General features: G+C 75.1%; 18 protein-coding genes. 14 read left to right on the top strand and 4 right to left on the bottom strand.

The window, feature by feature from the left end:
* Nucleotides 1-25 precede the first annotated feature (25 nt).
* Nucleotides 26-436 carry a rodlin gene (locus tag BGK67_RS15530; protein ID WP_069920646.1) on the bottom strand — a complete coding sequence of 137 codons (411 nt, stop codon included), beginning with the start codon at nt 434-436 and terminating at the stop codon, nt 26-28.
* Between the two features lie 224 nt (nt 437-660).
* Between BGK67_RS15530 and BGK67_RS15525 the strand changes: the two genes are divergently transcribed.
* The 9 genes from BGK67_RS15525 (at nt 661) to BGK67_RS15485 (ending at nt 12,257) form a co-directional block, all read left to right on the top strand.
* Nucleotides 661-1,842, top strand: a complete 1,182-nt coding sequence (locus tag BGK67_RS15525) for a DUF3344 domain-containing protein (protein ID WP_107488815.1) — start codon at nt 661-663, stop codon at nt 1,840-1,842.
* 19 nt (nt 1,843-1,861) lie between these two features.
* Complete coding sequence (locus BGK67_RS15520) at nt 1,862-3,061, top strand: glycosyltransferase (protein ID WP_069920644.1); 1,200 nt, start codon at nt 1,862-1,864, stop codon at nt 3,059-3,061.
* Complete coding sequence (locus BGK67_RS15515) at nt 3,058-4,599, top strand: exopolysaccharide biosynthesis polyprenyl glycosylphosphotransferase (protein WP_079154202.1); 1,542 nt, start codon at nt 3,058-3,060, stop codon at nt 4,597-4,599. Before BGK67_RS15520 ends, BGK67_RS15515 begins: the two co-directional genes overlap by 4 nt.
* A complete protein-coding gene (locus BGK67_RS15510) occupies nt 4,599-6,032 on the top strand; it encodes an O-antigen ligase family protein (RefSeq protein ID WP_432215454.1) in 1,434 nt (477 codons plus the stop codon). Before BGK67_RS15515 ends, BGK67_RS15510 begins: the two co-directional genes overlap by 1 nt.
* 374 nt (nt 6,033-6,406) lie before the next feature.
* Complete coding sequence (murJ, locus tag BGK67_RS15505; protein ID WP_244291223.1) at nt 6,407-8,296, top strand: murein biosynthesis integral membrane protein MurJ; 1,890 nt, start codon at nt 6,407-6,409, stop codon at nt 8,294-8,296.
* Complete coding sequence (locus tag BGK67_RS15500) at nt 8,286-9,062, top strand: polysaccharide deacetylase family protein (RefSeq protein ID WP_069920643.1); 777 nt, start codon at nt 8,286-8,288, stop codon at nt 9,060-9,062. The genes murJ and BGK67_RS15500 overlap by 11 nt, the downstream gene beginning before the upstream one ends.
* Nucleotides 9,059-10,297 carry a glycosyltransferase gene (locus BGK67_RS15495; RefSeq protein ID WP_069920642.1) on the top strand — a complete coding sequence of 413 codons (1,239 nt, stop codon included), beginning with the start codon at nt 9,059-9,061 and terminating at the stop codon, nt 10,295-10,297. The genes BGK67_RS15500 and BGK67_RS15495 overlap by 4 nt, the downstream gene beginning before the upstream one ends.
* A 59-nt stretch (nt 10,298-10,356) precedes the next feature.
* Nucleotides 10,357-11,118 carry a YveK family protein gene (locus BGK67_RS39445; RefSeq protein ID WP_069923885.1) on the top strand — a complete coding sequence of 254 codons (762 nt, stop codon included), beginning with the start codon at nt 10,357-10,359 and terminating at the stop codon, nt 11,116-11,118.
* Nucleotides 11,115-12,257 carry a GNAT family N-acetyltransferase gene (locus BGK67_RS15485; RefSeq protein ID WP_069920641.1) on the top strand — a complete coding sequence of 381 codons (1,143 nt, stop codon included), beginning with the start codon at nt 11,115-11,117 and terminating at the stop codon, nt 12,255-12,257. Before BGK67_RS39445 ends, BGK67_RS15485 begins: the two co-directional genes overlap by 4 nt.
* Nucleotides 12,258-12,262: 5 nt before the next feature.
* Here the strand turns inward: BGK67_RS15485 and BGK67_RS15480 are convergent, their stop codons facing one another.
* Both BGK67_RS15480 and BGK67_RS40030 read right to left on the bottom strand, forming a co-directional pair.
* Entirely contained in the window at nt 12,263-13,972 is a 1,710-nt protein-coding gene (locus BGK67_RS15480) for a glycoside hydrolase family 26 protein (RefSeq protein ID WP_069920640.1), read from the bottom strand.
* Nucleotides 13,973-14,023: 51 nt separating this feature from the next.
* On the bottom strand, nt 14,024-14,239 hold the full coding sequence (locus BGK67_RS40030; RefSeq protein WP_244291221.1) for a hypothetical protein: 216 nt from the start codon (nt 14,237-14,239) through the stop codon (nt 14,024-14,026).
* A gap of 27 nt (nt 14,240-14,266) precedes the next feature.
* On the opposite strand from BGK67_RS40030, the gene BGK67_RS15475 reads away from it, so the two are divergent.
* The 5 genes from BGK67_RS15475 (at nt 14,267) to BGK67_RS38880 (ending at nt 19,535) form a co-directional block, all read left to right on the top strand.
* On the top strand, nt 14,267-15,580 hold the full coding sequence (locus tag BGK67_RS15475; protein ID WP_244291220.1) for a carboxylate--amine ligase: 1,314 nt from the start codon (nt 14,267-14,269) through the stop codon (nt 15,578-15,580).
* Nucleotides 15,581-15,637: 57 nt separating this feature from the next.
* Nucleotides 15,638-16,912: an NAD(P)-binding domain-containing protein gene (locus BGK67_RS15470; RefSeq protein ID WP_069923884.1), complete on the top strand. Its 1,275-nt coding sequence runs from the start codon at nt 15,638-15,640 to the stop codon at nt 16,910-16,912.
* Nucleotides 16,913-16,948: 36 nt separating this feature from the next.
* On the top strand, nt 16,949-17,194 hold the full coding sequence (locus BGK67_RS15465; RefSeq protein WP_069920638.1) for a hypothetical protein: 246 nt from the start codon (nt 16,949-16,951) through the stop codon (nt 17,192-17,194).
* Between the two features lie 14 nt (nt 17,195-17,208).
* The gene (locus BGK67_RS15460; protein ID WP_208948703.1) at nt 17,209-19,296 is read left to right on the top strand and encodes a SpoIIE family protein phosphatase; all 2,088 of its coding nucleotides are present in this window, start codon (nt 17,209-17,211) and stop codon (nt 19,294-19,296) included.
* Between the two features lie 71 nt (nt 19,297-19,367).
* Nucleotides 19,368-19,535 (top strand): hypothetical protein, encoded by a 168-nt coding sequence (locus BGK67_RS38880; RefSeq protein ID WP_167739574.1) that lies wholly within the window; start codon nt 19,368-19,370, stop codon nt 19,533-19,535.
* 43 nt (nt 19,536-19,578) lie between these two features.
* Here BGK67_RS38880 and BGK67_RS15455 read toward each other — a convergent pair whose 3' ends face one another.
* Entirely contained in the window at nt 19,579-20,025 is a 447-nt protein-coding gene (locus BGK67_RS15455) for a DUF6299 family protein (protein WP_069920636.1), read from the bottom strand.
* Nucleotides 20,026-20,122 lie beyond the last annotated feature (97 nt).

Raw genomic sequence — 20,122 nt, 5'->3', positions numbered from 1 at the left:
ACGGCCTCGCGGGGGTGTTCCTCGATCAGCTGCCGGAGGAGACGTTGCCGGAGAGGATCGGGATGTTGTCCAGGATGTGCGAGAGCGGCTCGTCGCCCTTGGCCTGGGTCGAGTTCTCGGTGCACTGCTGGTTCATCGGGTTGGACAGGATCGGGATGTCCTGGACGCCGACGTTGACCAGGGCCAGCACGGACTGGACGTTGGCCTTGGCGGGCAGGGCGATGCAGGGCTTGTTGAAGGAGCCCTGGATCAGCGCCATCTGCGGGCTCATGTTGCCGTAGGTGGCCTGGTTGCCGTAGATCTGCGAAGCGCCGTTGCCGTTCACGGTGTTGATGCCGTTGTCGTTCCCGATGGCCATCGCCTGCGGCGCCATGGCGGCACCCATGCCCACGACCGAGGCCGCAACCGCTGCCGCGGCCATCATCTTCTTGATCATTGTCGTCCCTTTTTTGCAGGATTGCCCGGTACTGAAGCACCCGGAACAACGGCCCGGCGGCCGCCGGGGTTGCGTGGCTTCACCCGGATGCCGCCGTTTCGGACCTCGCGGTTGACGCTCAGACGTTCCCGCATTTCCGGTTCGAACAATGGTGCAAGCGATAACGACCCGCCCGCTTCGAGGGTGCGTGGCGTCGCCCAAAAGGCCCTACGGGCGAGTCCGACGTGATTTCCAGCCCGATTTCTGACAAAGTGCACTCCTGTTTTGTCCTCTTGATCGAAAATGGAGACGGGGTCATGGGTTCATCCCGCAGAATCCTCGGCACACTCGGTCTGCTGTCCTGCCTGGTCTTTTCCCCATACGTCCCCGCCGTGCAGGCCTCCCCCGCTCCGCAAACCCCCGCTCCCCGCGAGATGCCCCGGATTCCGTTCACGCAGCGTTACCATGCCGTGCAGCACGGCGGGCTGGTCCGGGCCTCCAACTCGGGGATCAGCTGCCGCCGGGAGGAGTCCCCGCGGGCCGAGCCGTGCGCCGAGGTCAAACGGGGCGCGGCGGGGGTCAACGGGGACTTCGAGATGTTCTACAGCGAGGTCGACAAGGACCCGGACACCTACAACTCCACCCGCGCCGAGCTCAAGGTCCCCCAGGGCGCGAAGGTCTCGTACGCCCGCCTCTACTGGGGCGGGAACCTGCGGGTGGGCGAGCAGAAGCCGCCGGAGGGCAACGGCCGGGTGCTGGTCGCCGAGCCGGGCGGGGCGTACAAGGAGGTCCTGGCGGACACGGTGATGGGGCACCGCACGGACGCGGGCAGCGATGCCTACCAGGCCTCGGCCGACGTGACCCCGCTGGTGCGCAAGGGCGGCGCCGGGATGTGGACGGTGGCGCAGCTCAACATCGCGATGGGCCACTCCGAGGCGGGGGCCTGGGGCGGCTGGACGCTGGTGGCCGCCTACGAGCACCCGCGGGAGCCGGTGCGCCGGATCTCGCTGTGGGACGGCTTCGAGTCGCTCGCCGCCCCTCCGGGAGCCGGGGACGGGCTGGTCGCGGTGGACGGTCTGGACGCGCCGGCCGGTGCCTCCGGGCGCGTCGGGGTGGTCGCGTACGACGGGGACCGGGGCACCTTGGAGGACTCACTCACCGTGACGGTCGACAGTGGCCGCCGGGTGAGCCTCGGCGATCCAGAAAATCCTTTCAACGACGTGATGAATTCCACGATCACGGAATTCGGAAAGCAAACGTTCGCGCGACAGCCTGATTATATGAACAATCTTGGCTATGACGCGGACGTGTTCGACCTGAGTCCCGCCCTGTCCGGTGGTGCCCGCAGCCTGAGTTTCAGGTTCACGGGCGAAAGCCAGGGCTATTTCCTCGGTGTGCTCTTCGTTCAGACAGACGCGCGCCGCTGAACGCAGGAGACCACTCCACGTGCCCACACAGCCACGGGCGGAACAGCCCACGACCGTCCTCCACCTGGCCCAGCCCGTAGACGGCGGAGTCGCACGGGTCGTCACCGACCTCGTGCGCGCCCAGAGCGCCGCGGGCCTGCGCGCCGTCGTCGGCTGCCCGCGCGGCGGAACGCTCGCCGAAGCCGCCCGGGACGCCGGTGCCGAGGTGCTCACCTGGCGCGCCGGGCGGGCTCCCGGGCCCGGCCTGCCCGCCGAAGTGCTCGGCGCCCGGCGGCTGCTGCGCCGCGTCCGGCCCGACGTCCTGCACGCCCACAGCGCCAAGGCCGGGCTGGCCGGGCGGCTCGCCGCCCGCGGCGCCGTCCCCACCGTCTTCCAGCCGCACGCCTGGTCCTTCGACGCCGTCGGCGGGGCCACCGGCGCCCTCGCCCTGCGCTGGGAGAGGTACGGGGCCCGGTGGGCCGACCGGGTGCTCTGCGTCAGCGAGGCCGAGCGCCGGGCGGGCGAGGCCGAGGGGATCACCGCCCGCTGGTCGGTCGTCCGCAACGGCGTGGACCTCGACCACTTCAGGCCCGGCGGCCCGGACCCCGACACGGACAAGGCCGAGGCCCGCGCCGGGCTGCCGCTGCCCGCCGCCTTCCGGCGCGGCCTGGCAGACGGGGGACCGCTCGCCGTCTGCGTCGGCCGGCTCTGCCCGCAGAAGGGACAGGACATCCTGCTGCGGGCCTGGCCGGAGCTGCTCGGCACCGTCCCCGGCGCCCGCCTCGCCCTCGTCGGCGACGGCCCCGACACCGAACGGCTGCGCCGTACCGCCCCCTCCGGAGTGCTCTTCGCGGGCGCCGCCCCGGACATCCGACCGTGGCTTCGGGCCGCCGATCTCGTTGTACTGCCGTCGCGGTGGGAAGGCATGGCGCTCGCCCCGCTCGAAGCCATGGCCTGCGGCCGCCCGGTCCTGGTCTCCGACGTCAGCGGTGCCCGGGAGAGCCTGCCGCCCGGCCAGGGACGGCTCTGCCTGGTGCCGCCGGAGAACCCGACGGCGCTGGCCAAGGCCCTGGGACGGCTGCTGGCCGCACCGCGGCTGCTCGCCGAACTCGGAGAGCAGGCCCGGCAGCACGCCCGGAGCGACTTCGACGTGCGGCGGACCACGGACGCGGTCACCGGCCTGTACCACGAACTGCTGGGCAGGCCCCGGCCCTTGAACCAGGAGCGCATCAGCCGATGACGATGGACAGCGCACCCGCCCGGCACACCGGGCCGGGCGGCACGGGGCCCGCCGGCAGTGCCGTGGCGCCGGCGCCGAGCAGAACAGCACGCCGTGCCGCGACAGCCATCCACCCGCCGCGCGGGCCCCGGGCCGGCCAGGCCCGTTCCGCCCTACGCCCCCAGCGGGTCCGCCGCCGGGACGGGGTACTCCCGCTGCTCACCGCCGACGCACTGGCCGCCGTACTCACCGTGACGGCGCTGTCCGCGACCGCCCTGCCCGCGGCGGCCCTGCCGGTCGCCGCGGCCGCGCCGCTCGCCGTCCTGCTCGCCGCGCTGCACGCACAGGCCGGGCTCTACCGGCCGCGGCTCGCGCCCTCCGCCCTCCTCGAACTGCCCGCGCTGGCCGGACGGTCCGCCGTCCTGTGGTGCGGCGCGGCCACGGTCGTCGCCGCGGTGGAGCCCGCCCGTGCCCTCGGCTGGAGCGCGCTGCTCGCGGCCGTGTGCCTGCAGGCCGTACTGGCGTGCGCGGGACGCGGGGCCGTCAACCAGTTCCGCCGCCGCAACCGCGTCCGGCGGCCCGCCTCCGCCCTCGTGGTCGGACCCGGCGGCGGAGCGGCCGCGGTCGCCGCGGCCCTGCACGGGCGCCCCGAGTACGGGCTGCGCCCGGTCGGGCTCGCCGACACCGGGACAGGCCCCGCCGAGGGCGACACCGGCACGCTGCCGGTGCTCGCCACCCACGAGGACATCCGGCGCGCGGTCATCCAGAACTCCGTGCGGCACGCCGTGTTCACCCGTCCGCCCGAGGCCGACGAGCGCACCGCCTCCCTGGTCCGCCTCTTCCACGACCACGGCTGCCGGCTCTGGCTCGCCGACCAGGCCGGCACCGCCAAGGTCACCGGGATGCGGGTGGCGGACCCCGCCGACCAGCTGTGGGGGTACGCCGTCCAGCCCCTGCTGCCCCGACCCGCGAGGGCGCTGGAACGCTGGGTCAAGCGGGGCCTCGACGCCGTCCTCGCGCTGGTCGCGCTGGTGGCCGCCGCGCCCGTGATGGCCGCCTGCGCGCTCGCCGTACGGCTGTGCGACGGGCCGGGGGTGATCTTCCGGCAGGAGCGGGTCGGCCTGTACGGGCGCCCGTTCACCCTGCTGAAGTTCCGTACGCTGCGCGCCGACGCGCACGAGTCCGCCACCCGCTGGACGGTCGCGGGCGACCGGCGGATGAGCCCGGTCGGCTCCTTCCTGCGCAAGTCCTCGCTGGACGAGCTGCCGCAGCTGTGGAACGTCGTGCGGGGGGACATGAGCCTGGTCGGGCCGCGCCCCGAACGGCCGTTCTTCGTCGCCAAGTTCTCCACCGTCCACCCCGGCTACGAGGCCCGGCACCGGATGCCCGTCGGCATCACCGGACTGGCCCAGATCAACGGCCTGCGCGGGGACACCTCCATCGAGGACCGGGCCCGGTTCGACAACCACTACATCGACACCTGGTCGCTGTGGCAGGACCTGTGGATCCTGGCCCGCACCGCCGCCTCCTTCTTCCGCTTCCGGCTGGGGGGCAGCTGATGAGCCTTGCGGTCTCCCTGAACGGCGTGGGGCGCGCCCACCGCCCCGGCGGTCCGGCGCTGCTGCGGCGGCACTGGCCGCTGCTGCCGCTCGCCGCGACGGTGCTGTTCCTGCTGGCCCCGCTCCCGGCCGGGGACGCGACCGCCTCCGGGAAGGTCGGCCCGGCCGACGCGGCCTCGCTGCTGCTGGTCCTCGTCTGCGCCGTGCAGGCGCTGCGCGGGCGGGTGCGGGGGCTGACCCCGCTGGGCGTGCTCGTGCTCGGGATGCCCGCCGTCGGGCTCGCCGTCGCGACGGTGACCGCCGGGGACCCGTACGCGGCCCTGCCGGGCTTCGTGCGCTACCTCCAGGTCTTCGTGCTGGTCCCGGCGGCGGTGGTGCTGCTGGTGCGCGACGCCGGGGAGTTCCGGATCGCCGCCGGGTGCTTCGTGGTCCTGGCGCTGGTGCAGGGTGCGGTGGGGGTCGTGCAGTACGCGACCCGCACCGGAGCCTCCTACCAGGGCGAGGACATCCGGGCCGTGGGGACCTTCGGTCCCGGTGACGTCATGGGCATGGCCACGGTGGTGGCGTACGGGCTGGTCGTGGCGAGCGCCGCGGCGCTCGCGCCGGGGCTGCCGGGGCGGGTCCGGCGGATCGCCGGGGGCTGCGCGCTGGTCCTGGTGCTGCCGCTGGTGCTGTCCTTCAGCCGGGGCGCCTGGATCGCCACGCTGGGCGCGGCCGTGCTGGTGATGCTGCTGGCCGGGATCCGGCGGGCGCTGAAGGTGCTGGTCGCGCTGGGCGCCGCCGGGGTGGTCCTGGTGGGCGGGCTCGGGGTCGGCTCGGAGATGGTCGGGGAGCGGCTGACCTCCATCACGCAGGTCTCCAGCGCCCCCGACCAGTCGGTGACCGACCGCTACACGATGTGGGCCGCCGCGGAGTCGATGTGGCGGGAGCGGCCGGCGGTGGGGGTGGGGCTGAAGGGCTTCCCCGCCCACCGGGACGGGCACGCCTCGCTGGGCCTCTCCTCCGGCAGCGACACCGCCGGCGCGGGCCAGGGGTACATCCGCCAGCCGCTGCTCTCCCCGCACAACATGTACCTGCTCATCCTGAGCGAGCAGGGGCTGATCGGACTGGTCGCCCTGGCGGGCGGCTGGGCGGCCCTGCTGGTGGCGGGGGCCCGGCGGCTCGCCTGCGGCGACGCCCGGCGGATCCGGGACTGCGGGCTGATCGCGACCGGGCTGTTGGTGTGGCAGCTGACCGACTTCCTGTACGCCGACATCGGCGGCCCCTCCACCGTCCTGACGGGGGTGATCATCGGCCTCGCCGCCTGGTGGGCGCTTCCCTGCGGGGAGGGCGGGGGTCCGGGCGCCTCCCGGCGGGGCGGGCCGGCGTGGTCCGCCGCCGCCTCCGATACGGGTGTCCGGGGCCCGGCCCCCGAGGGTTCGAGCGGCCGGTGACCGACACGACGCCGCGGCGGCCCGCCTCCGGCCCTCCGGCCGGGGCGGGCCCCACCCGTGTCCCGGGCACCGAACCCGCCCCGTCGCCGGACCCCGCCCCCGGCCGGCCCCGGGACCCGGTCCTGCCCGGCGGCCTCCCGACCCCGCCCGGCCCCGGTCCGACGCCGCCCCCGGCGGGCTCCGCCACCTCGCCGGGGCCGGTTCCGGGGCCGGTTCCGCCAGGCCGTCCGCAGGGCCCGCCCGCTCCCGGCGCCGCGCCGGTCGCCGGGGGTTCCGTGCCGAACGCGGGCGTGCCGCCGACCGGGGCCGCCGCTTCGCCGGGGCCGGCGCCGCCCGGGCGGGGGGTCGCGGGGGCTGTGGGCGAGGAGGGCGCGGTGGCCGCGCGGGATCCCGGGTTCATCGCCGGGGCGGTGCCCGGGGCCGCCGCCGGGCGGCGGCGGGTGCGGGTGGCGGCGTATGCCGGCGGTGGCGCGCCGGGCGGGGCCGGTGCGGGTCGGGCCGGTGCGGGCCCCGCCGCGCCCGCGGCCCCTGGCGGCAGCGGAGGGGCGCCGCGCGGATCCGCCGGCGAGGCGCGGGCCGGAGCGGGTCGGGCCCAAGCGCGGGGTGCGGGCGGAGCCCGGGAGTCCGGCCCCGCGGCCCCGGGCGGGAACGGGCCGGCGCTCGGGCGGTTCCTCGCCAAGGCCGCCGCCGTCACCGCCGGGCTGACCGCCGCCGGGGCCGTGTTCGGGCTGGTGCGGGACCAGACCATCGCGCACCTCTTCGGAGCCGGGCACGACAGCGACTCCTTCCTGATCGCCTGGACCGTGCCCGAGATGGCCTCCACGCTGCTCATCGAGGACGCCATGGCCCTGCTGATGGTGCCCGCCTTCAGCCACGCCCTGGCCCGGCGGTCGGCCAGCCGGGCCGGGCTCACCCGGATGGCGGCCCGCGCCCAGGACCCCGTACGGCTGCTCGTCGGGGCGACGCTGCCACGGCTCCTCGTGATGCTGGCCGCGGTGGCCTCCGTGCTCGTCGTGGCCGCGCCGCTCGTCGTCGCCGTCCTCGCACCCGGCCTGCCCGATCCGGAACTCGCGGTCGAGTGCACCCGGCTGACGGCGCTCACCGTCGTCTCCTTCGGCCTCGCCGGATACTTCAGCGCGGCGCTCAGGGCCCACCGGTCCTTCGTACCGCCCGCCGCGATCTACGTCTCGTACAACGTCGGCATCATCGGCACCATGGTCGCGCTGCACACCCTGTGGGGGGTGCGCGCCGCCGCCGCCGGAGTCGCCGCCGGCGGACTGCTGATGGTCCTCGTCCAACTCCCCGCCTTCATCCGGAACGTGGGCTTCGGCCCGCCCCGGGCCAAGGGCGCCCCCCGCAGCCAGCGCGACCGCGACCGCCCCACCCTCATCGCCTTCGGGGTCATCGCTCCGGTGATCTTCTTCGCCGTGTTCCGGCAGTCCCAGGTGCTCGTCGAGCGGTTCCTGGCCGCATCCCTCCCGCCCGGGGCGATCTCGCACCTCAACTACGCGCAGAAGGTCGCGCAGATGCCGATGGTGCTCTCCCTGATGATCTGCACCGTCACCTTCCCCGTCGTCGCCCAGGCGATGGCCGGCGGGGAGCGGGAGAAGGCCCGGCGGCGTGTGGAGCAGGACCTGGCCCTGGCCTGCCTCGCCGTGCTGATGGGCACCGCGCTCGTCATCGGCTACGCGCCGCAGATCATCCAGGTCCTCTTCGAACGCGGCGCCTTCACCCACCAGGACACCCTCGCCACCGCCTCCGTCATGCGGGTCTACGGACTGGGACTGCTCGGCCACTGCCTCGTCGGGGCGCTGTCCCGGCCCTTCTTCTCGACCGCCCGGCCCACCTGGTTCCCGGCGCTCGCGATGGGTGCCGGACTGCTCGTCAACATCGTGGCCGGGGCCTTCGCCGTCGGCTGGTGGGGCACCTACGGCATCGCCGCCGCCAACGCGGCCGGCATCTCCACCACCGCCGTCCTGCTGCTCACCGGCCTCGGCTCCCGGATCGTCCCCATCCAGCGCGGCCGGGTCGCCGTCAGCATCGGGCGGCTCGCGGTGTCCGCGGCCGCCGCCTGCGCCACGGGCTGGATCGCCGGGCCCATGATTCCCGACCCGCTGCTCAGCGCCGCCCTCGGCTGCCTGCTGGTCCCGGCCATGTTCGGGGCCACCGGCACCGCCATACGCGCCCTCGAAGTCACCGCCCTGCCCGGTCAGATCGACCGGTTCACCTCCCAGTTCACGCAGAGGTTCCGCAATGTCCGCTGACACCGACACGGCGGCCGCCGCCGTGGTGGTCCCCGCCCGCCGGACCGCATCGCCGTGGGTCCTGATGTACCACTCCGTCGCCGAGTTCACCGACCCCGCGGAGGACCCGTACGGGATCACCGTCACCCCCCGCGCCCTGGAGGCCCAGCTGCTGTGGCTGCGCTCCCGCGGGCTGCGCGGGGTGTCGGTCGGCGAACTGCTCCGGGCCCGTGCCGCCGGCCGCGCGGCCGGACTGGTCGGGCTGACCTTCGACGACGGCTACACCGACTTCCTGACCCACGCGCTCCCGCTGCTGGGCCGCCACGACTGCACCGCCACCCTGTTCGTGCTGCCCGGGCGGCTGGGCGTGGACAACGTGTGGGACCCGCTCGGGCCGCGCAAGTCCCTGCTCACCGCCGAGGGCATCCGCGAGGTCGCGGCGGCCGGACAGGAGATCGGCTCGCACGGGCTGCTGCACCAGGACCTCACCGCGGCCGGCGACGACGTGCTCCAGCAGGAGCTGCGGGGCAGCCGCGACCTGCTGCGCGAGCTGACCGGAACCCTGCCCGAGGGGTTCTGCTACCCGTACGGGCACCTCGACGCCCGGGTCGTCGCCGCCACCCGGGCCGCCGGGTACGGCTACGCCTGCGCCATCGACCCCGGCCGGCTGGCCGGCCCGCACGCCCTGCCCCGTACGCACGTCAGCCAGGCCGACGCGGGCGCGCGGCTGCGCGTCAAGCAGGTGCGCCACCAGGTCCGCGAGCTGCGGCGGGTGGTCCTCCCGTGAAGGCCCTGCACATCATCACCGGGCTCGGGGTCGGCGGCGCCGAGCAGCAGCTGCGGCTGCTGCTGCGGCACATGCCGATGCACTGCGACGTCCTGACGCTGACCAACCCCGGGCCGGTCGCCGAGGGGCTGCGGTCCGACGGGGTGCGGGTCGTGCACCTGGGCATGCGGGGCAACCGGGACCTGGGGGCGCTGCCGCGGCTGGTGAAGTTCATCCGGCGCGGCGAGTACGACCTCGTGCACACCCACCTGTACCGGGCCTGCGTGTACGGGCGCCTCGCGGCCCGGATCGCCGGCGCCGGGGCGACCGTGGCCACCGAGCACTCCCTCGGCGAGGACGAGATCGAGGGCCGGCCGCTGTCGGGCGGGGTGCGCGCCCTGTACCTGGCCAGCGAGCGCCTGGGGTCCGCGACCGTGGCCGTCTCGGACACCGTGGCCGCCCGGCTGGAAGGGTGGGGGGTGCCGGCCGCGCGGGTGCACGTCGTACCCAACGGGATCGAGTCGATCCGCTTCCGCTTCGACGAGGGCGTACGGCGCTCCACCCGGGCCCGGACCGGGCTGCCGGAGCGGGCCTTCGTGGTGGGCGGGGTCGGCCGGCTGGTGCCGGGCAAGCGGTTCGACGTCCTGGTGCGGGCCGTGGCCGCGCTGCCGGGGGCGCACCTGCTGCTCGCCGGGGACGGGCCCGAGCGGGCGGCGCTGCGGCTGCTCGCCGCCGAGTTGGGCGCGCAGGGCCGGATCCACCTGCTGGGGGAGCGGGACCCGCTGGGCGACAGCGCGGACGGCCGCACCCCGGGGATCCCGGCGCTGCTGGCCGCCATGGACGTCTTCGTCTCGCCGTCGCGGGAGGAGGCCTTCGGGCTGGCCGTGGTCGAGGCGCTGGCCGCCGGGCTGCCGGTGCTGCACGTCACCTGCCCGGCCATCGACGACCTGCCCGCCGCGCAGGCCCCGGGCGCCCGGCGCATCGGCACCGGCACGGACGAGCTGATCGCGGCGCTGCGCGGCCACATGGAGGCGGGAGTCCGCCGGCTGCCGCCGCCGCCCGTGGTCCGCCGCTACGACATCGCCCGCAGTGCGCGGCAGTTGCTGGACGTCTACGACCTCGCGCTGTCGGCCGCCCCGGGCACGGCCGCGCCGCCTTCCCCCGTGCCGCGCGCGGGGACCGTACCGCTGCCGCAGGCGCAGCCCCCGGAACCCAGCGCCTCGAACACCGACGGGGCCGAGAGGGCCCGGCGGTAGCGAAGCCGGCAGACCGCTGCCGAACGTTCCTCCCCTCCACCCAGGAAGTGACCACGCTCATGGCCGACAGCGCCGACCAGAAGAAGTCCGAGAAGAGGACCGAGAAGAGGTCCGACCACCGGTCTGGCAAGAGGCGGCTCCGGCGCCGGCTGGTACCGCCTCCCGCGTGGTGGCCGCTGCCCGCGTGCGCCCTGCTGGGGCTGGCCGCGGGCGGGGCGTACGGGGTGCTCAAGGCGCCCGAGTACGCCGCCACCAGCTATGTCGTCGCCGTGCCCGACGACACCACCGAGCCGGCCACCGCACTCGGCTTCGCCCAGGCCTACGCCCGGATCGCCACCAGCAGCTCCACGCTCGCCTACGCCCAGCCCCGCGCGGGCATCGCGGCCCGCCAGCTGCGGACCCAGGTGCGGGCCGAGACCTCGCCCGAGTCCCCGATGATCGCGATCACGGGTACCTCCGAGAGCCCCGCCGAGGCCGCCGACATCGCCAACGCCGTCGCCGACGCCCTGTCCCTGAGCAGCAATCAGGCGGCCAAGAACACCGGCGTGCAGCTGCTGCTGTTCAACCAGGCCGTGGCCCCCACCGACCCCGCCTCCCCCTCCGCCGCGATCAGCGGCGCCGTCGGGCTGTGCGCCGGCGGTCTGCTCGGCGGGCTGTGGCTGCTGGCCCGCCCGGCCCGGCGCAGGGACCGGGAGCAGGCGCGGGAGCGGGCGGATGCGGGGGTGCGGGCGGAGCAGGAGCAGCCGGCCGCCGAGGAGTACCCCTCGCTCCCCGCGCAGGGTGAGCACGCCGAGACCAAGGAGAAGGAGTCCGTGCGATGAGTTCGGGCTCCGCCGCCGCCCTGTCGGTGACGCTGTGCCGCGACCCCCGGCAGTTCGCCGCGCTGGAACAGCCGTGGAACCGGCTCGTCCGCGCCTGTCCCACCGCGACCCCCTTCCAGAGCCACGCCTGGCTGCACTCCTGGTGGCTGTCGTACGGGAAGGACGGCCGGCTGCGGATCGTCCTCGTGCGGCGCGGCGAGGAGCTGGTCGGCGCGGCCGCGCTGATGCTCGTACACCGGCCGCTGCCGCTGCTGGTGCCGCTCGGCGGTCCCATCACCGACTACTTCGACGTGCTCGTGTCCGCCGAGCACGCCGACCAGGTGGTCCCGGCGCTGGCCCACGGGCTGCACCGGGCCGCCCGGGGCGCGGTCGTCGACCTGCGCGAGGTCCGCCCCGGGGCCGCGGCCGAGGCGCTGTGCAAGTACTGGCCCGGGGTCGCGTCCCGGCTCACCGACTCCACCTGCATGGAGCTGCCGGCGCTGCCGTTCGACGAGCTGGTCAAGCGGATGCCGGCCTCCGGCGCCCAGCGGGTCCGGGCCAAGCTCCGCAAGACCGACGCGGCCGGGATCGAGGAGCACGAGGTCGGCGAGGAGGAGGTGCCCCGTGCCGTACGGAACCTGCTGGGGCTCCACGAGAAGCAGTGGCGCGGCCGCGGGGTGACCCCCGAGCACCTGCGGCCCCGGTTCGCGGAGCACCTGACCCGGGCCACCCGGCGGATGGTGCGGGCGGGGGAGGGGCGGCTGACGGAGTTCCGGCTGGACGGCAAGGTGGTCGCGGCCAACGTCACGCTACTGTCGGCCGGGCTGAGCGGCGGCTACCTGTACGGCGCCGATCCGGAACTGCGCGCGCGCAAGGTGGACGTGGCGACGCTGCTGCTGCGCCACGAGGCCGGGCGGGCACTCGCCGAGGGCCGCCCGGTGGTGAGCTTCCTGCGCGGGAACGAGCCGTACAAGAACCACTGGCGGCCCGAGACCGTGGTCAACCAGCGGTTCCTGCTGGCCACCAGCGCGCTCGCGCCCCTGCTGCGGCTGCACGAGTCGCAGGTCACGGGGCGCGAGCGGGTGGTGGACGCGCTGCGGGAGGCGCTGCCGGCCGCCAGGGAGTGGCGGGCGCGGCTCAACGAACTGCGGGTGCGATGACCCGTCTAGAAGGGCCAGAAGCCGGAGCCCTCGCCCAGGTCGATCTTGACGCAGACCGACTGCTTGCCGACCAGCTTGGAGAGCCACTCGCCGAAGTTGAGCGGGACGCACCACTCCTTGGAGTTGAGCGGCGGCTTCGCCGGTTCCGGCAGCGGCACCGGGGTGGGGGCCGGCGGGGTCGGGGTCGGGGCCGGGGTTCCGGAGGGTGCGGGGCTCTGCGGCGCCGGGACGGCCGGCGAGGGCACGGGTGTGGGCGTGGGCGTGGGCTCGGGGACCTCGGGGGTCGGGACCAGCGGGCTCGGGGTCACCGGGAGCGGGACCTCGGGCGTGGGGACGAGCGGGCTCGGGGTCACCGGGGCCGGGGTCACGGGGGCCGGGGTGACGGGCGAGGGGCGGGGCACCTCGGGCGTCGGGGCCTGCGAGGGTGCGGGCGTCGGGACCTGCGGCGTCGGGGCTGCGGGGGGCGTGGGGACCTCGGGCGTGGGGACCTCGGGGGTCGGCACGGCCGGGGTGGGGACCTGCGGGGTCGGCACCTGTGGGGTCGGCACCTGTGGGGTCGGGGCCGGTGTGGGTACGGCCGGGGTCGGTACGGCCGGCGAGGGCACGGAGGGCGTCGGGACCACCGGGGTCGGGACCACCGGGGTCGGGACCACCGGGGTCGGGACCACCGGGGTCGGGACCACCGGGGTGGGGACCACGGGCGTGGGAACCACCGGGGTCGGGACGACCGGGCCGGGCTCCGGCAGGCTCAGCGCCTCGCGGAAGACCGCCGTGGACCGCGGGTTCTGCTTGCACTGCCACACGCCGTGCGGGCAGTAGTCGGTGATGGTGTGGTAGAGCGGCTTGTGCTGCTCGATCCACCGCAGCATGCGCCGCACGTACTCCGGATTGTCCCCGCGCCGGAACAGCCCCCACTCGGGGTACGAGATCGCCTTGCCGTGTGCCGCCGCGAAGTCGACCTGCCGCTGGAGCCCGTACGGCTGGGAGATCTGCTCGTCGAAGGTCCGGCCCGGCCCCTGGTCGTAGGAGTCCATGCCGATGATGTCGACCACGTCGTCGCCGGGGTAGCACTCGGTCCAGCCGATCGCGTCCTTGCCCCGGTTCGGCGCGAAGTCGAACTTGAACTCCTGTCCGGGCACGGAGCGCATCGCGGTGACGATGCGCTTCCAGTAGACCTTCCAGTTCTCCGGGTCCGGCGCGCACCGGTGGGTGTAGGTGATGCCGTTCATCTCCCAGCCGAGCACGATCACCGTGTCCGGCACGCCCAGCGCCACCAGCCGCTCGGCGAGCCGCCGGAAGTGCCGGTCGAACTGGCCCTCCGCGCCCGCCCTGATCAGCCGCGCCACCTGGCGGTCGGGCACCCGGCCCTCGTTGCGCTCCTGCATGGGGACGTTGAGGACGAACAGCCGGTCGTCCCCGGCCTTGCGCCACCGCGCCCAGTCCTCCAGGAAGCCGACGTTGCCCTCGATGCCGGCCCACCGGTCGCCGGGCAGGTAGGTGTGCCCGACCCGGATCTCCTTGCCGCCCAGCCAGTTCGACAGGTGCGGGATCCGAGCCACGCCGGGCGGCCCGAAGTCGAGATAGGCGCCCATGGCGACGTCCGAGCCCGGGTACCGGTCCTCGTCGGGTTCCGCGAGCGAGGCCCCGGTGGCCAGCAGCCCGGCCGTGACCGTACCGATGCAGGTGCTCGCCAGTCGGCGGCGTGGTCTGGGCATGGCGTCTCCCGAGCTTTCCTGAATCGGTGTGCTTACCAAAGACGTTAGGCATCAGATCTGACGAATGGCCTGTTCGGTGCCGTTGCCGTAGGCCATTCGCAGGTGCGCACCATCCCCGCTTGGTCCGACTAGGTGAAAGACACCGCTGCCATGCACGCCTATCTCAACCATGTGCCCGCCGTTCTGCTCAGACTCGACCGCAATCCGTTCCACCACGGAACCCTCGGCGCCGTCAGATCCCTTGGCCGCAAAGGCGTGGAGGTCCATGCCGTCGTCGAGGCCGGGGGAGGTCCCATGGGGCGTTCGCGCTATGTGCGCGCCGTGCATGCCGGGCCGGCCGGCGGGCTGGACCCGGAGGCGCCCGAGACGCTGCTGGAGTGCCTGACCGGGGTGTCGGAGCGGATCGGCCGGCCGGCGGTGCTGATCGCCATGGACGATCTGAGCGCGATCACGGTGTCCCGGATCGGGCCGGTGCTGACGGACCGTTTCCGGATGCCCCATCAGCCCGACAACCTGCCCGCCCGGGTGGCCGACAAGGCCGAGCTGGCGGGGCTCTGCGCGCGCTGGGACGTGCCGCACCCGCAGACCGTCGTCCCGGCGAGCGGCGGCGAGGCGGCGGAGGCCGCCTGGCGGCTCGGCCTGCCGGTGGTCGCCAAGTGGAGCAGGCCCTGGCTGCTGCCGGCCGGGGCCGACGGGCTGCGCAGCACCACGCTGGTGCACACCGCCGCCGAGGCGCGGCGGCTGTACGAGCGCTCCGCCGAGGCCGGGAGCAGGCTGCTGCTCCAGCGGTTCCTGCCGGCCGGGCCGGACACCGACTGGTTCTTCCACGGGGCCTTCGCCCGGGGCGGGCGCCCGCTGCTGGCGGGATCGGGCCGCAAGGAGCTGTCGTGGCCGGTGCGGACCGGGCTGACGGCGGTGGGCCGCTGGCTGCCGGATCCCGCCGTGGAGGAGGCGGGGCTGCGGCTCGCCGAACGCCTCGGCTACCAGGGGATCCTGGACCTGGACTTCCGCCGGGACGAGCGGGGCACCTTCCGGCTGGTGGACTTCAACCCCCGGCCCGGCGCCCAGTTCCGGCTGTTCACGGACACCGCCGGGCTGGACGTCGTACAGGCGATGTACCTGGACCTGACGGGCCAGCGGGTCCCGGAGCCCGTGGGCGGGCCGGGCCGGGTGTTCGTCGCCGAGAACTACGCGCTGCTGGCGGCGGTGCGCGGCGGATACCTGCCGCGCCGCCGTGCGCCGGGCCCGGCGGCGCGAGCCGCGGATCCCGCCCGACCGGACGCCGCGGGCCGGCGGACCGGTCCGGGCCGGGACCCGGTGGTCTGGCCCGGGCGGCCGGCGGGCCGGGACCGGGGGCGGGTGGAGGCGGCCTGGTTCGCCGGCGACGACCTGATGCCGTTCGTGGGCATGCTCGCCGCCTTCCTCGGGCGCGGGTTCGGCAAGGGGGCGCGCGTCCTGCGCGGGGTGCCCGCCCAGGGCCGGCGCACGGCCCTGGCGGCGGTCCGGGCGCCCCGCCAGCGGGGTCGGGACCAGCCCGGGTCCGCCCCGCTCTCCCGGCCCGCGCCGCCGGAGGCACCGGCGGCGCCGGACGAGCTGGTGACCCGATGAGACCGGACGGGCCGTTGACCCGTTGAGCACGACAGTGGAAGGAAGGCCGTGACCCGGATGGACGATCTCGTGGTGGTCGGCGCGGGCCCGTACGGGCTGTCGATCGCCGCGCACGCGGCGGGTGCGGGACTCGATGTACGGCTCCTGGGGCGGCCGATGGCCTCCTGGCGCGACCACATGCCCGAGGGCATGTACCTGAAGTCGGAGCCCTGGTCCTCAAACCTGTCCGCGCCGGGCGGCCGGCACACCCTGGCCGAGTACTGCGCCACCCGGGGACTGGTCGCGGAACACGGCACTCCGCTGCCGATCGGCACGTTCGGCGACTACGGGATGTGGTTCGCCCGCCAGGCCGCGCCCGCGGTGGAGGAGGTGACCGTCACGGAGGTGACCCCGCAGGGAGACGGCTTCCTCGTGCACACCGCCGAGGGACCGCCGCTGCTCACCCGTACGGTCGCCCTCGCCGTCGGGGTGATGCCGTTCGCCCACCATCCGCGGACGCTGCGCGAACTGCCGCCGGGCCACTACTCGCACAGCAGCGCACACCGGGACCTGACCCGCTTCGCCGGGCTCGAGGTCGCCGTGCTCGGGGCCGGGCAGGCGGCCCTGGAGACCGCCGCCCTGCTGGCCGAGCAGGGCGCCCGGCCCTGCCTGGTCGCCCGGCGCGCCCGGCTGAACTGGAACGCGGTGCCGCAGCCCCTGAGCCGCCCCCCGCTGCGCGCCCTGCGCGATCCGCACAGCGGGCTGGGCACCGGCTGGCGCGGCTGGGCGTGGTCGGAGCTGCCCTGGGCGGTGCGGCGGCTGCCCGCCGCCACCCGGGAGCGGATCGCCGCGACCGCCCTGGGCCCGGCCGGCGCCTGGTGGCTGCGGGAGCGCTTCGAGCGGCGGGTGCCCGTCCTGCTCGGCCACCGCCTGCACCGGGCGGTCGCGGCGGGCGACCGGACCCGGCTCGGCCTGATCGCCGGGTCCGGGGAGTCCGTGGTCCTGGACACCGCGCACGTCATCGCGGCCACCGGGTTCACCCCGGACCTGGCCCGGCTGGAGCTGCTCGACGCGGGGCTGCGGGCCGCGCTGGAGAGGGTCGGGGGCAGCGGGACGCCGGAGCTGAGCCCGGGCTTCGAGTCCTCGTGGCCCGGACTGTTCTTCGCCGGGCTGTTGACGGCTCCCTCATTCGGCCCTTCCATGCGATTCGTGCACGGTGCGGGCTTCACGGCGGGGAGACTGGTGAGAGGAGTCCGCAAACGGCTCGGCGCACGGGGCCCGCTGCCGGGCTCCGCCGGCGAGGCCCGGTGTTCCCGGGCCGCGGCCGGGCGTCCCACAACGCATCTGCGGTGACACCCGCGGAGCGACACGCGGTGAGAGGGGTCCGCCATGAGCGCGGAGCGAGCACAGGGCCGTGGCTGGGTAAGGATTCCCGGCAGTCGTGCCGAACAGCCCGCCACGACCCGGGCCGCCGGGTACGACCGCGGCCCGTACGCGACGGCGTCCCACCCCGCCCAGCCCCCGATCTACCTCTCCCTCCTCACGCGCTGGCGGGAGGCCGGGCGCACCCTTCCGGGGCATCCTGACGAGGAGTGGGAGCGGCTCATCTCCCAGCCGTGCTGGCCCGGCCGTTAGGTGGTGTGTGTCTCGTGGCAGCGGCGGAGCGCGACCGTCCCGAGCAGACCCGCCGGTCTCCCCAGACCGGCCCGGGGGAGCGGCTCGCGCTGAACGGCATGGGAAGTTTCGAGTGGGACCTGGACGCCGGCTCGCTCGCCCTGGACGAGGCCGGGATGGACGTCTTCGACCTGGAGCTGGGCCGGTTCGACGGCACCCCGGAGGGGCTCGGGCTGCGGATCCCCCCGGAGGACGGCGCCCGGCTGGCCGAGACCGTGGCCGCGGTGCTGGAGAGCGGCGGGGACTCGTACGGGGCCTACTTCACGGTGCAGCGGCGCGACGGCCGCGACCAGTGGACGCACACCCAGGGCCGGGTGCTGCGGGACGGGGGCGGCCACCCGCGGCGGATCGTGGGGATCGTCCGGGACGCGACGGCGGAGCTGGCCCAGGCCACCATGCTGCGCAAACTGGAGACGGCCCGCGCCCAGCAGACGACCATCGTCCAGCGGACCACCGAGGCCCTGTCGCGGGCGGTGACGGTCGACGACGTCACGGCCGCGCTGACCGGGGCGGGCGCGCTGGAGCGGCTCGGCGCCGACGGCCTGGCCCTGGGGCTGGTCGAGGGCGGCACCATGAAGATCATCGCCCTGAGCGGGGAGTCGCTGGAGATCCTCGGCGAGCGGCGGTTCACCCGGCTGGACGGTTCGCTGCCGCTCTCGCAGGCGGTGCTCAGCAGGCAGGCACGTTTCGCCACCTCGCTCAGCGCGCTCGGCGAGGAGTTCCCGCTGCTCAGCGACTACCTCAGCCGGATCCGCTTCGACGCCGCCGCCTACCTGCCGCTGATCGCCCAGGCCCAGGCCATCGGGGGGCTGGTCCTCTTCTACCGGCGGCGCACCGAGTTCAGCCCCGAGGAGCGCAACCTGTGCCTCGGCCTCGCGGGCATCGTCGCCCAGTCCCTCCAGCGCGCGCTCCTCTTCGACCAGGAGCGGGAGTTCGCCACCGGACTCCAGGCCGCCATGCTGCCGCGGCGGATCCCGGAGATCACCGGCGGGGAGATCGCGGTCCGCTACCACGCCGCCTGGAGCGGGCGCGAGGTCGGCGGGGACTGGTACGACGTGATCGCCCTGCCCCGCGACCGGGTCGGCATCGTGGTGGGCGACGTACAGGGCCACGACACGCACGCGGCGGCCATCATGGGCCAGCTGCGGATCGCGCTGCGGGCGTACGCGGGCGAGGGGCACCCGCCGTCCACCGTGCTGGCGCGGGCCTCGCGCTTCCTCGCCGAACTGGACACCGAGCGCTTCGCGACCTGCATGTACGCCCAGGTGGACCTGGAGACGGGCGGCGTACGCGCCGTGCGCGCGGGCCACATCGGCCCGCTGATCCGGCACACCGACGGCCGGACGGGCTGGCCCAACGTGCGCGGCGGCCTGCCGCTCGGGCTGGCCTCGGCCTTCGCGCGGGAGGAGTTCCCCGAGACCCGGCTCGACCTGGTGCCCGGGGAGACGCTCGTGCTGTGCACGGACGGCCTGGTGGAGGAGCCGGGCACCGACATCACCCAGGGGATGGCGGCCCTCGCCCACGCCGTCAGCAGCGGCCCGCAGGAGGCCGGTGCCCTCGCCGACCACCTCTCGGACCGGCTCTGGGAGCGCTGGGGCTCCGGGGACGACGTGGCCCTGCTGGTGCTGCGCCGGGCCCCGGACCCAGGCACCCACCGGGCCCCGCGCATCCACCAGTACATCCACCAGGCCGACCCGGAAGGGCTCTCGGAGGCCCGCTATGCCCTGCGCCAGGCGCTGCGCGACTGGGGCATGCCGGACCTCGCCGACGACGTGGAACTGGCCGCCGGGGAACTGCTGGTCAACGCCCTGCTGCACACCGACGGCGGAGCGGTGCTGACGATGGAGGTGCTGCCCGAGCCGGTCCGGCGGATCCGGCTGTGGGTCAAGGACCGGTCCAGCGTGTGGCCGCGCCGGCGCACCCCGGGCGAGGCGGCCACCACGGGCCGCGGGCTGCTGCTGGTGGACGCGCTGGCCACGCACTGGGGTGTGGAGTCCCGCGGCGACGGCAAGGCGGTGTGGTGCGAGTTCGACGTCGCGGGCAGCTCCCGGAGCGCGGGGTGAGCGGATGGTCACCCCGAGTTGTGGGACGTGCGGGGCGGGGCGATGATGCGCGATATGGAACGGATCGTGCTGTGCGCAGACTGAGCAGAGGCGCCGCGACGGGCATCCTGGCCCTGCTCCTGCTGGCCGCCGGAGTACCGACGGTCGTGGACTGGACGACGGGGCGGCCGCACGCGGACCCCGAGTGCCAGTCGGTGGCGTTCATGTCGATGACGGACGTCGCGCCCGAGTGCCGGTAGCGGCGGCTACCGGCCGGGCGCGCCCCGGGCCGGAGCAGCCGTCTCAGCGGTGGGCGACCAGGGTGATCTCCTGGCGGTCCTCCGCGACCGTGTCGATCGAGCGCGGCATCAGGCCCGAGAAGTGGATCTCGTTGAGCTGGGCCTCGGCGCGCGCCGGGCCCGGGTGCACGGCCGGGGTGAACTTCAGCGAGCCGGTGGCCTGCCACTCGTGCTCCTGTCCGTCGCACTTCGCCTCGCCGCCGCCGAAGGCGAGCCGCGTGCCGTCCTGGACGACGGCCGCCGCGATCTGGAGCCTCGCTCCCGCGGGCGACGGGTTCGTGCAGTGGTAGGTGCCGGAAAGGGTGACCGTACCGTCCTCGGAGACATGACCGTACGGCTGTACGGAAATCCCCTGGTCGAAAGAAGTGGCTTCGGCGGGGGCGGTGAATAGCGCCGTGGCGGCCAGCGCCGACAGTGCTGCAAGGGCCGTGCGGGTTCCGTGAATACCCATGATTCCTCCGGTGGATGCGGGCGGCGGGTATTCCGCCGGAACGCATTGTGCTGGCAGTCGGCGGGCAACTCGCCGCACAGGCCCGCCGGGCGCACTC

Origin of the sequence: Streptomyces subrutilus (assembly GCF_001746425.1) — a bacterium.
Classification (GTDB): domain Bacteria; phylum Actinomycetota; class Actinomycetes; order Streptomycetales; family Streptomycetaceae; genus Streptomyces; species Streptomyces subrutilus_A.
Note: the sequence above shows the minus strand (reverse complement) of the source record. Positions and strands in the feature narration are given on the sequence as shown.

Coding starts and splice junctions, on each gene's coding strand:
- BGK67_RS15530 (WP_069920646.1), bottom strand. CDS start 436: ATGATCAAGAAGATGATGGCCGCGGCAGCGGTTGCGGCCTCGGTCGTG.
- BGK67_RS15515 (WP_079154202.1), top strand. CDS start 3,058: ATGACGATGGACAGCGCACCCGCCCGGCACACCGGGCCGGGCGGCACG.
- BGK67_RS15510 (WP_432215454.1), top strand. CDS start 4,599: ATGAGCCTTGCGGTCTCCCTGAACGGCGTGGGGCGCGCCCACCGCCCC.
- BGK67_RS15500 (WP_069920643.1), top strand. CDS start 8,286: ATGTCCGCTGACACCGACACGGCGGCCGCCGCCGTGGTGGTCCCCGCC.
- BGK67_RS39445 (WP_069923885.1), top strand. CDS start 10,357: ATGGCCGACAGCGCCGACCAGAAGAAGTCCGAGAAGAGGACCGAGAAG.
- BGK67_RS15485 (WP_069920641.1), top strand. CDS start 11,115: ATGAGTTCGGGCTCCGCCGCCGCCCTGTCGGTGACGCTGTGCCGCGAC.
- BGK67_RS15480 (WP_069920640.1), bottom strand. CDS start 13,972: ATGCCCAGACCACGCCGCCGACTGGCGAGCACCTGCATCGGTACGGTC.
- BGK67_RS40030 (WP_244291221.1), bottom strand. CDS start 14,239: ATGGACCTCCACGCCTTTGCGGCCAAGGGATCTGACGGCGCCGAGGGT.
- BGK67_RS15475 (WP_244291220.1), top strand. CDS start 14,267: ATGGGGCGTTCGCGCTATGTGCGCGCCGTGCATGCCGGGCCGGCCGGC.
- BGK67_RS15470 (WP_069923884.1), top strand. CDS start 15,638: ATGGACGATCTCGTGGTGGTCGGCGCGGGCCCGTACGGGCTGTCGATC.
- BGK67_RS15465 (WP_069920638.1), top strand. CDS start 16,949: ATGAGCGCGGAGCGAGCACAGGGCCGTGGCTGGGTAAGGATTCCCGGC.
- BGK67_RS15455 (WP_069920636.1), bottom strand. CDS start 20,025: ATGGGTATTCACGGAACCCGCACGGCCCTTGCAGCACTGTCGGCGCTG.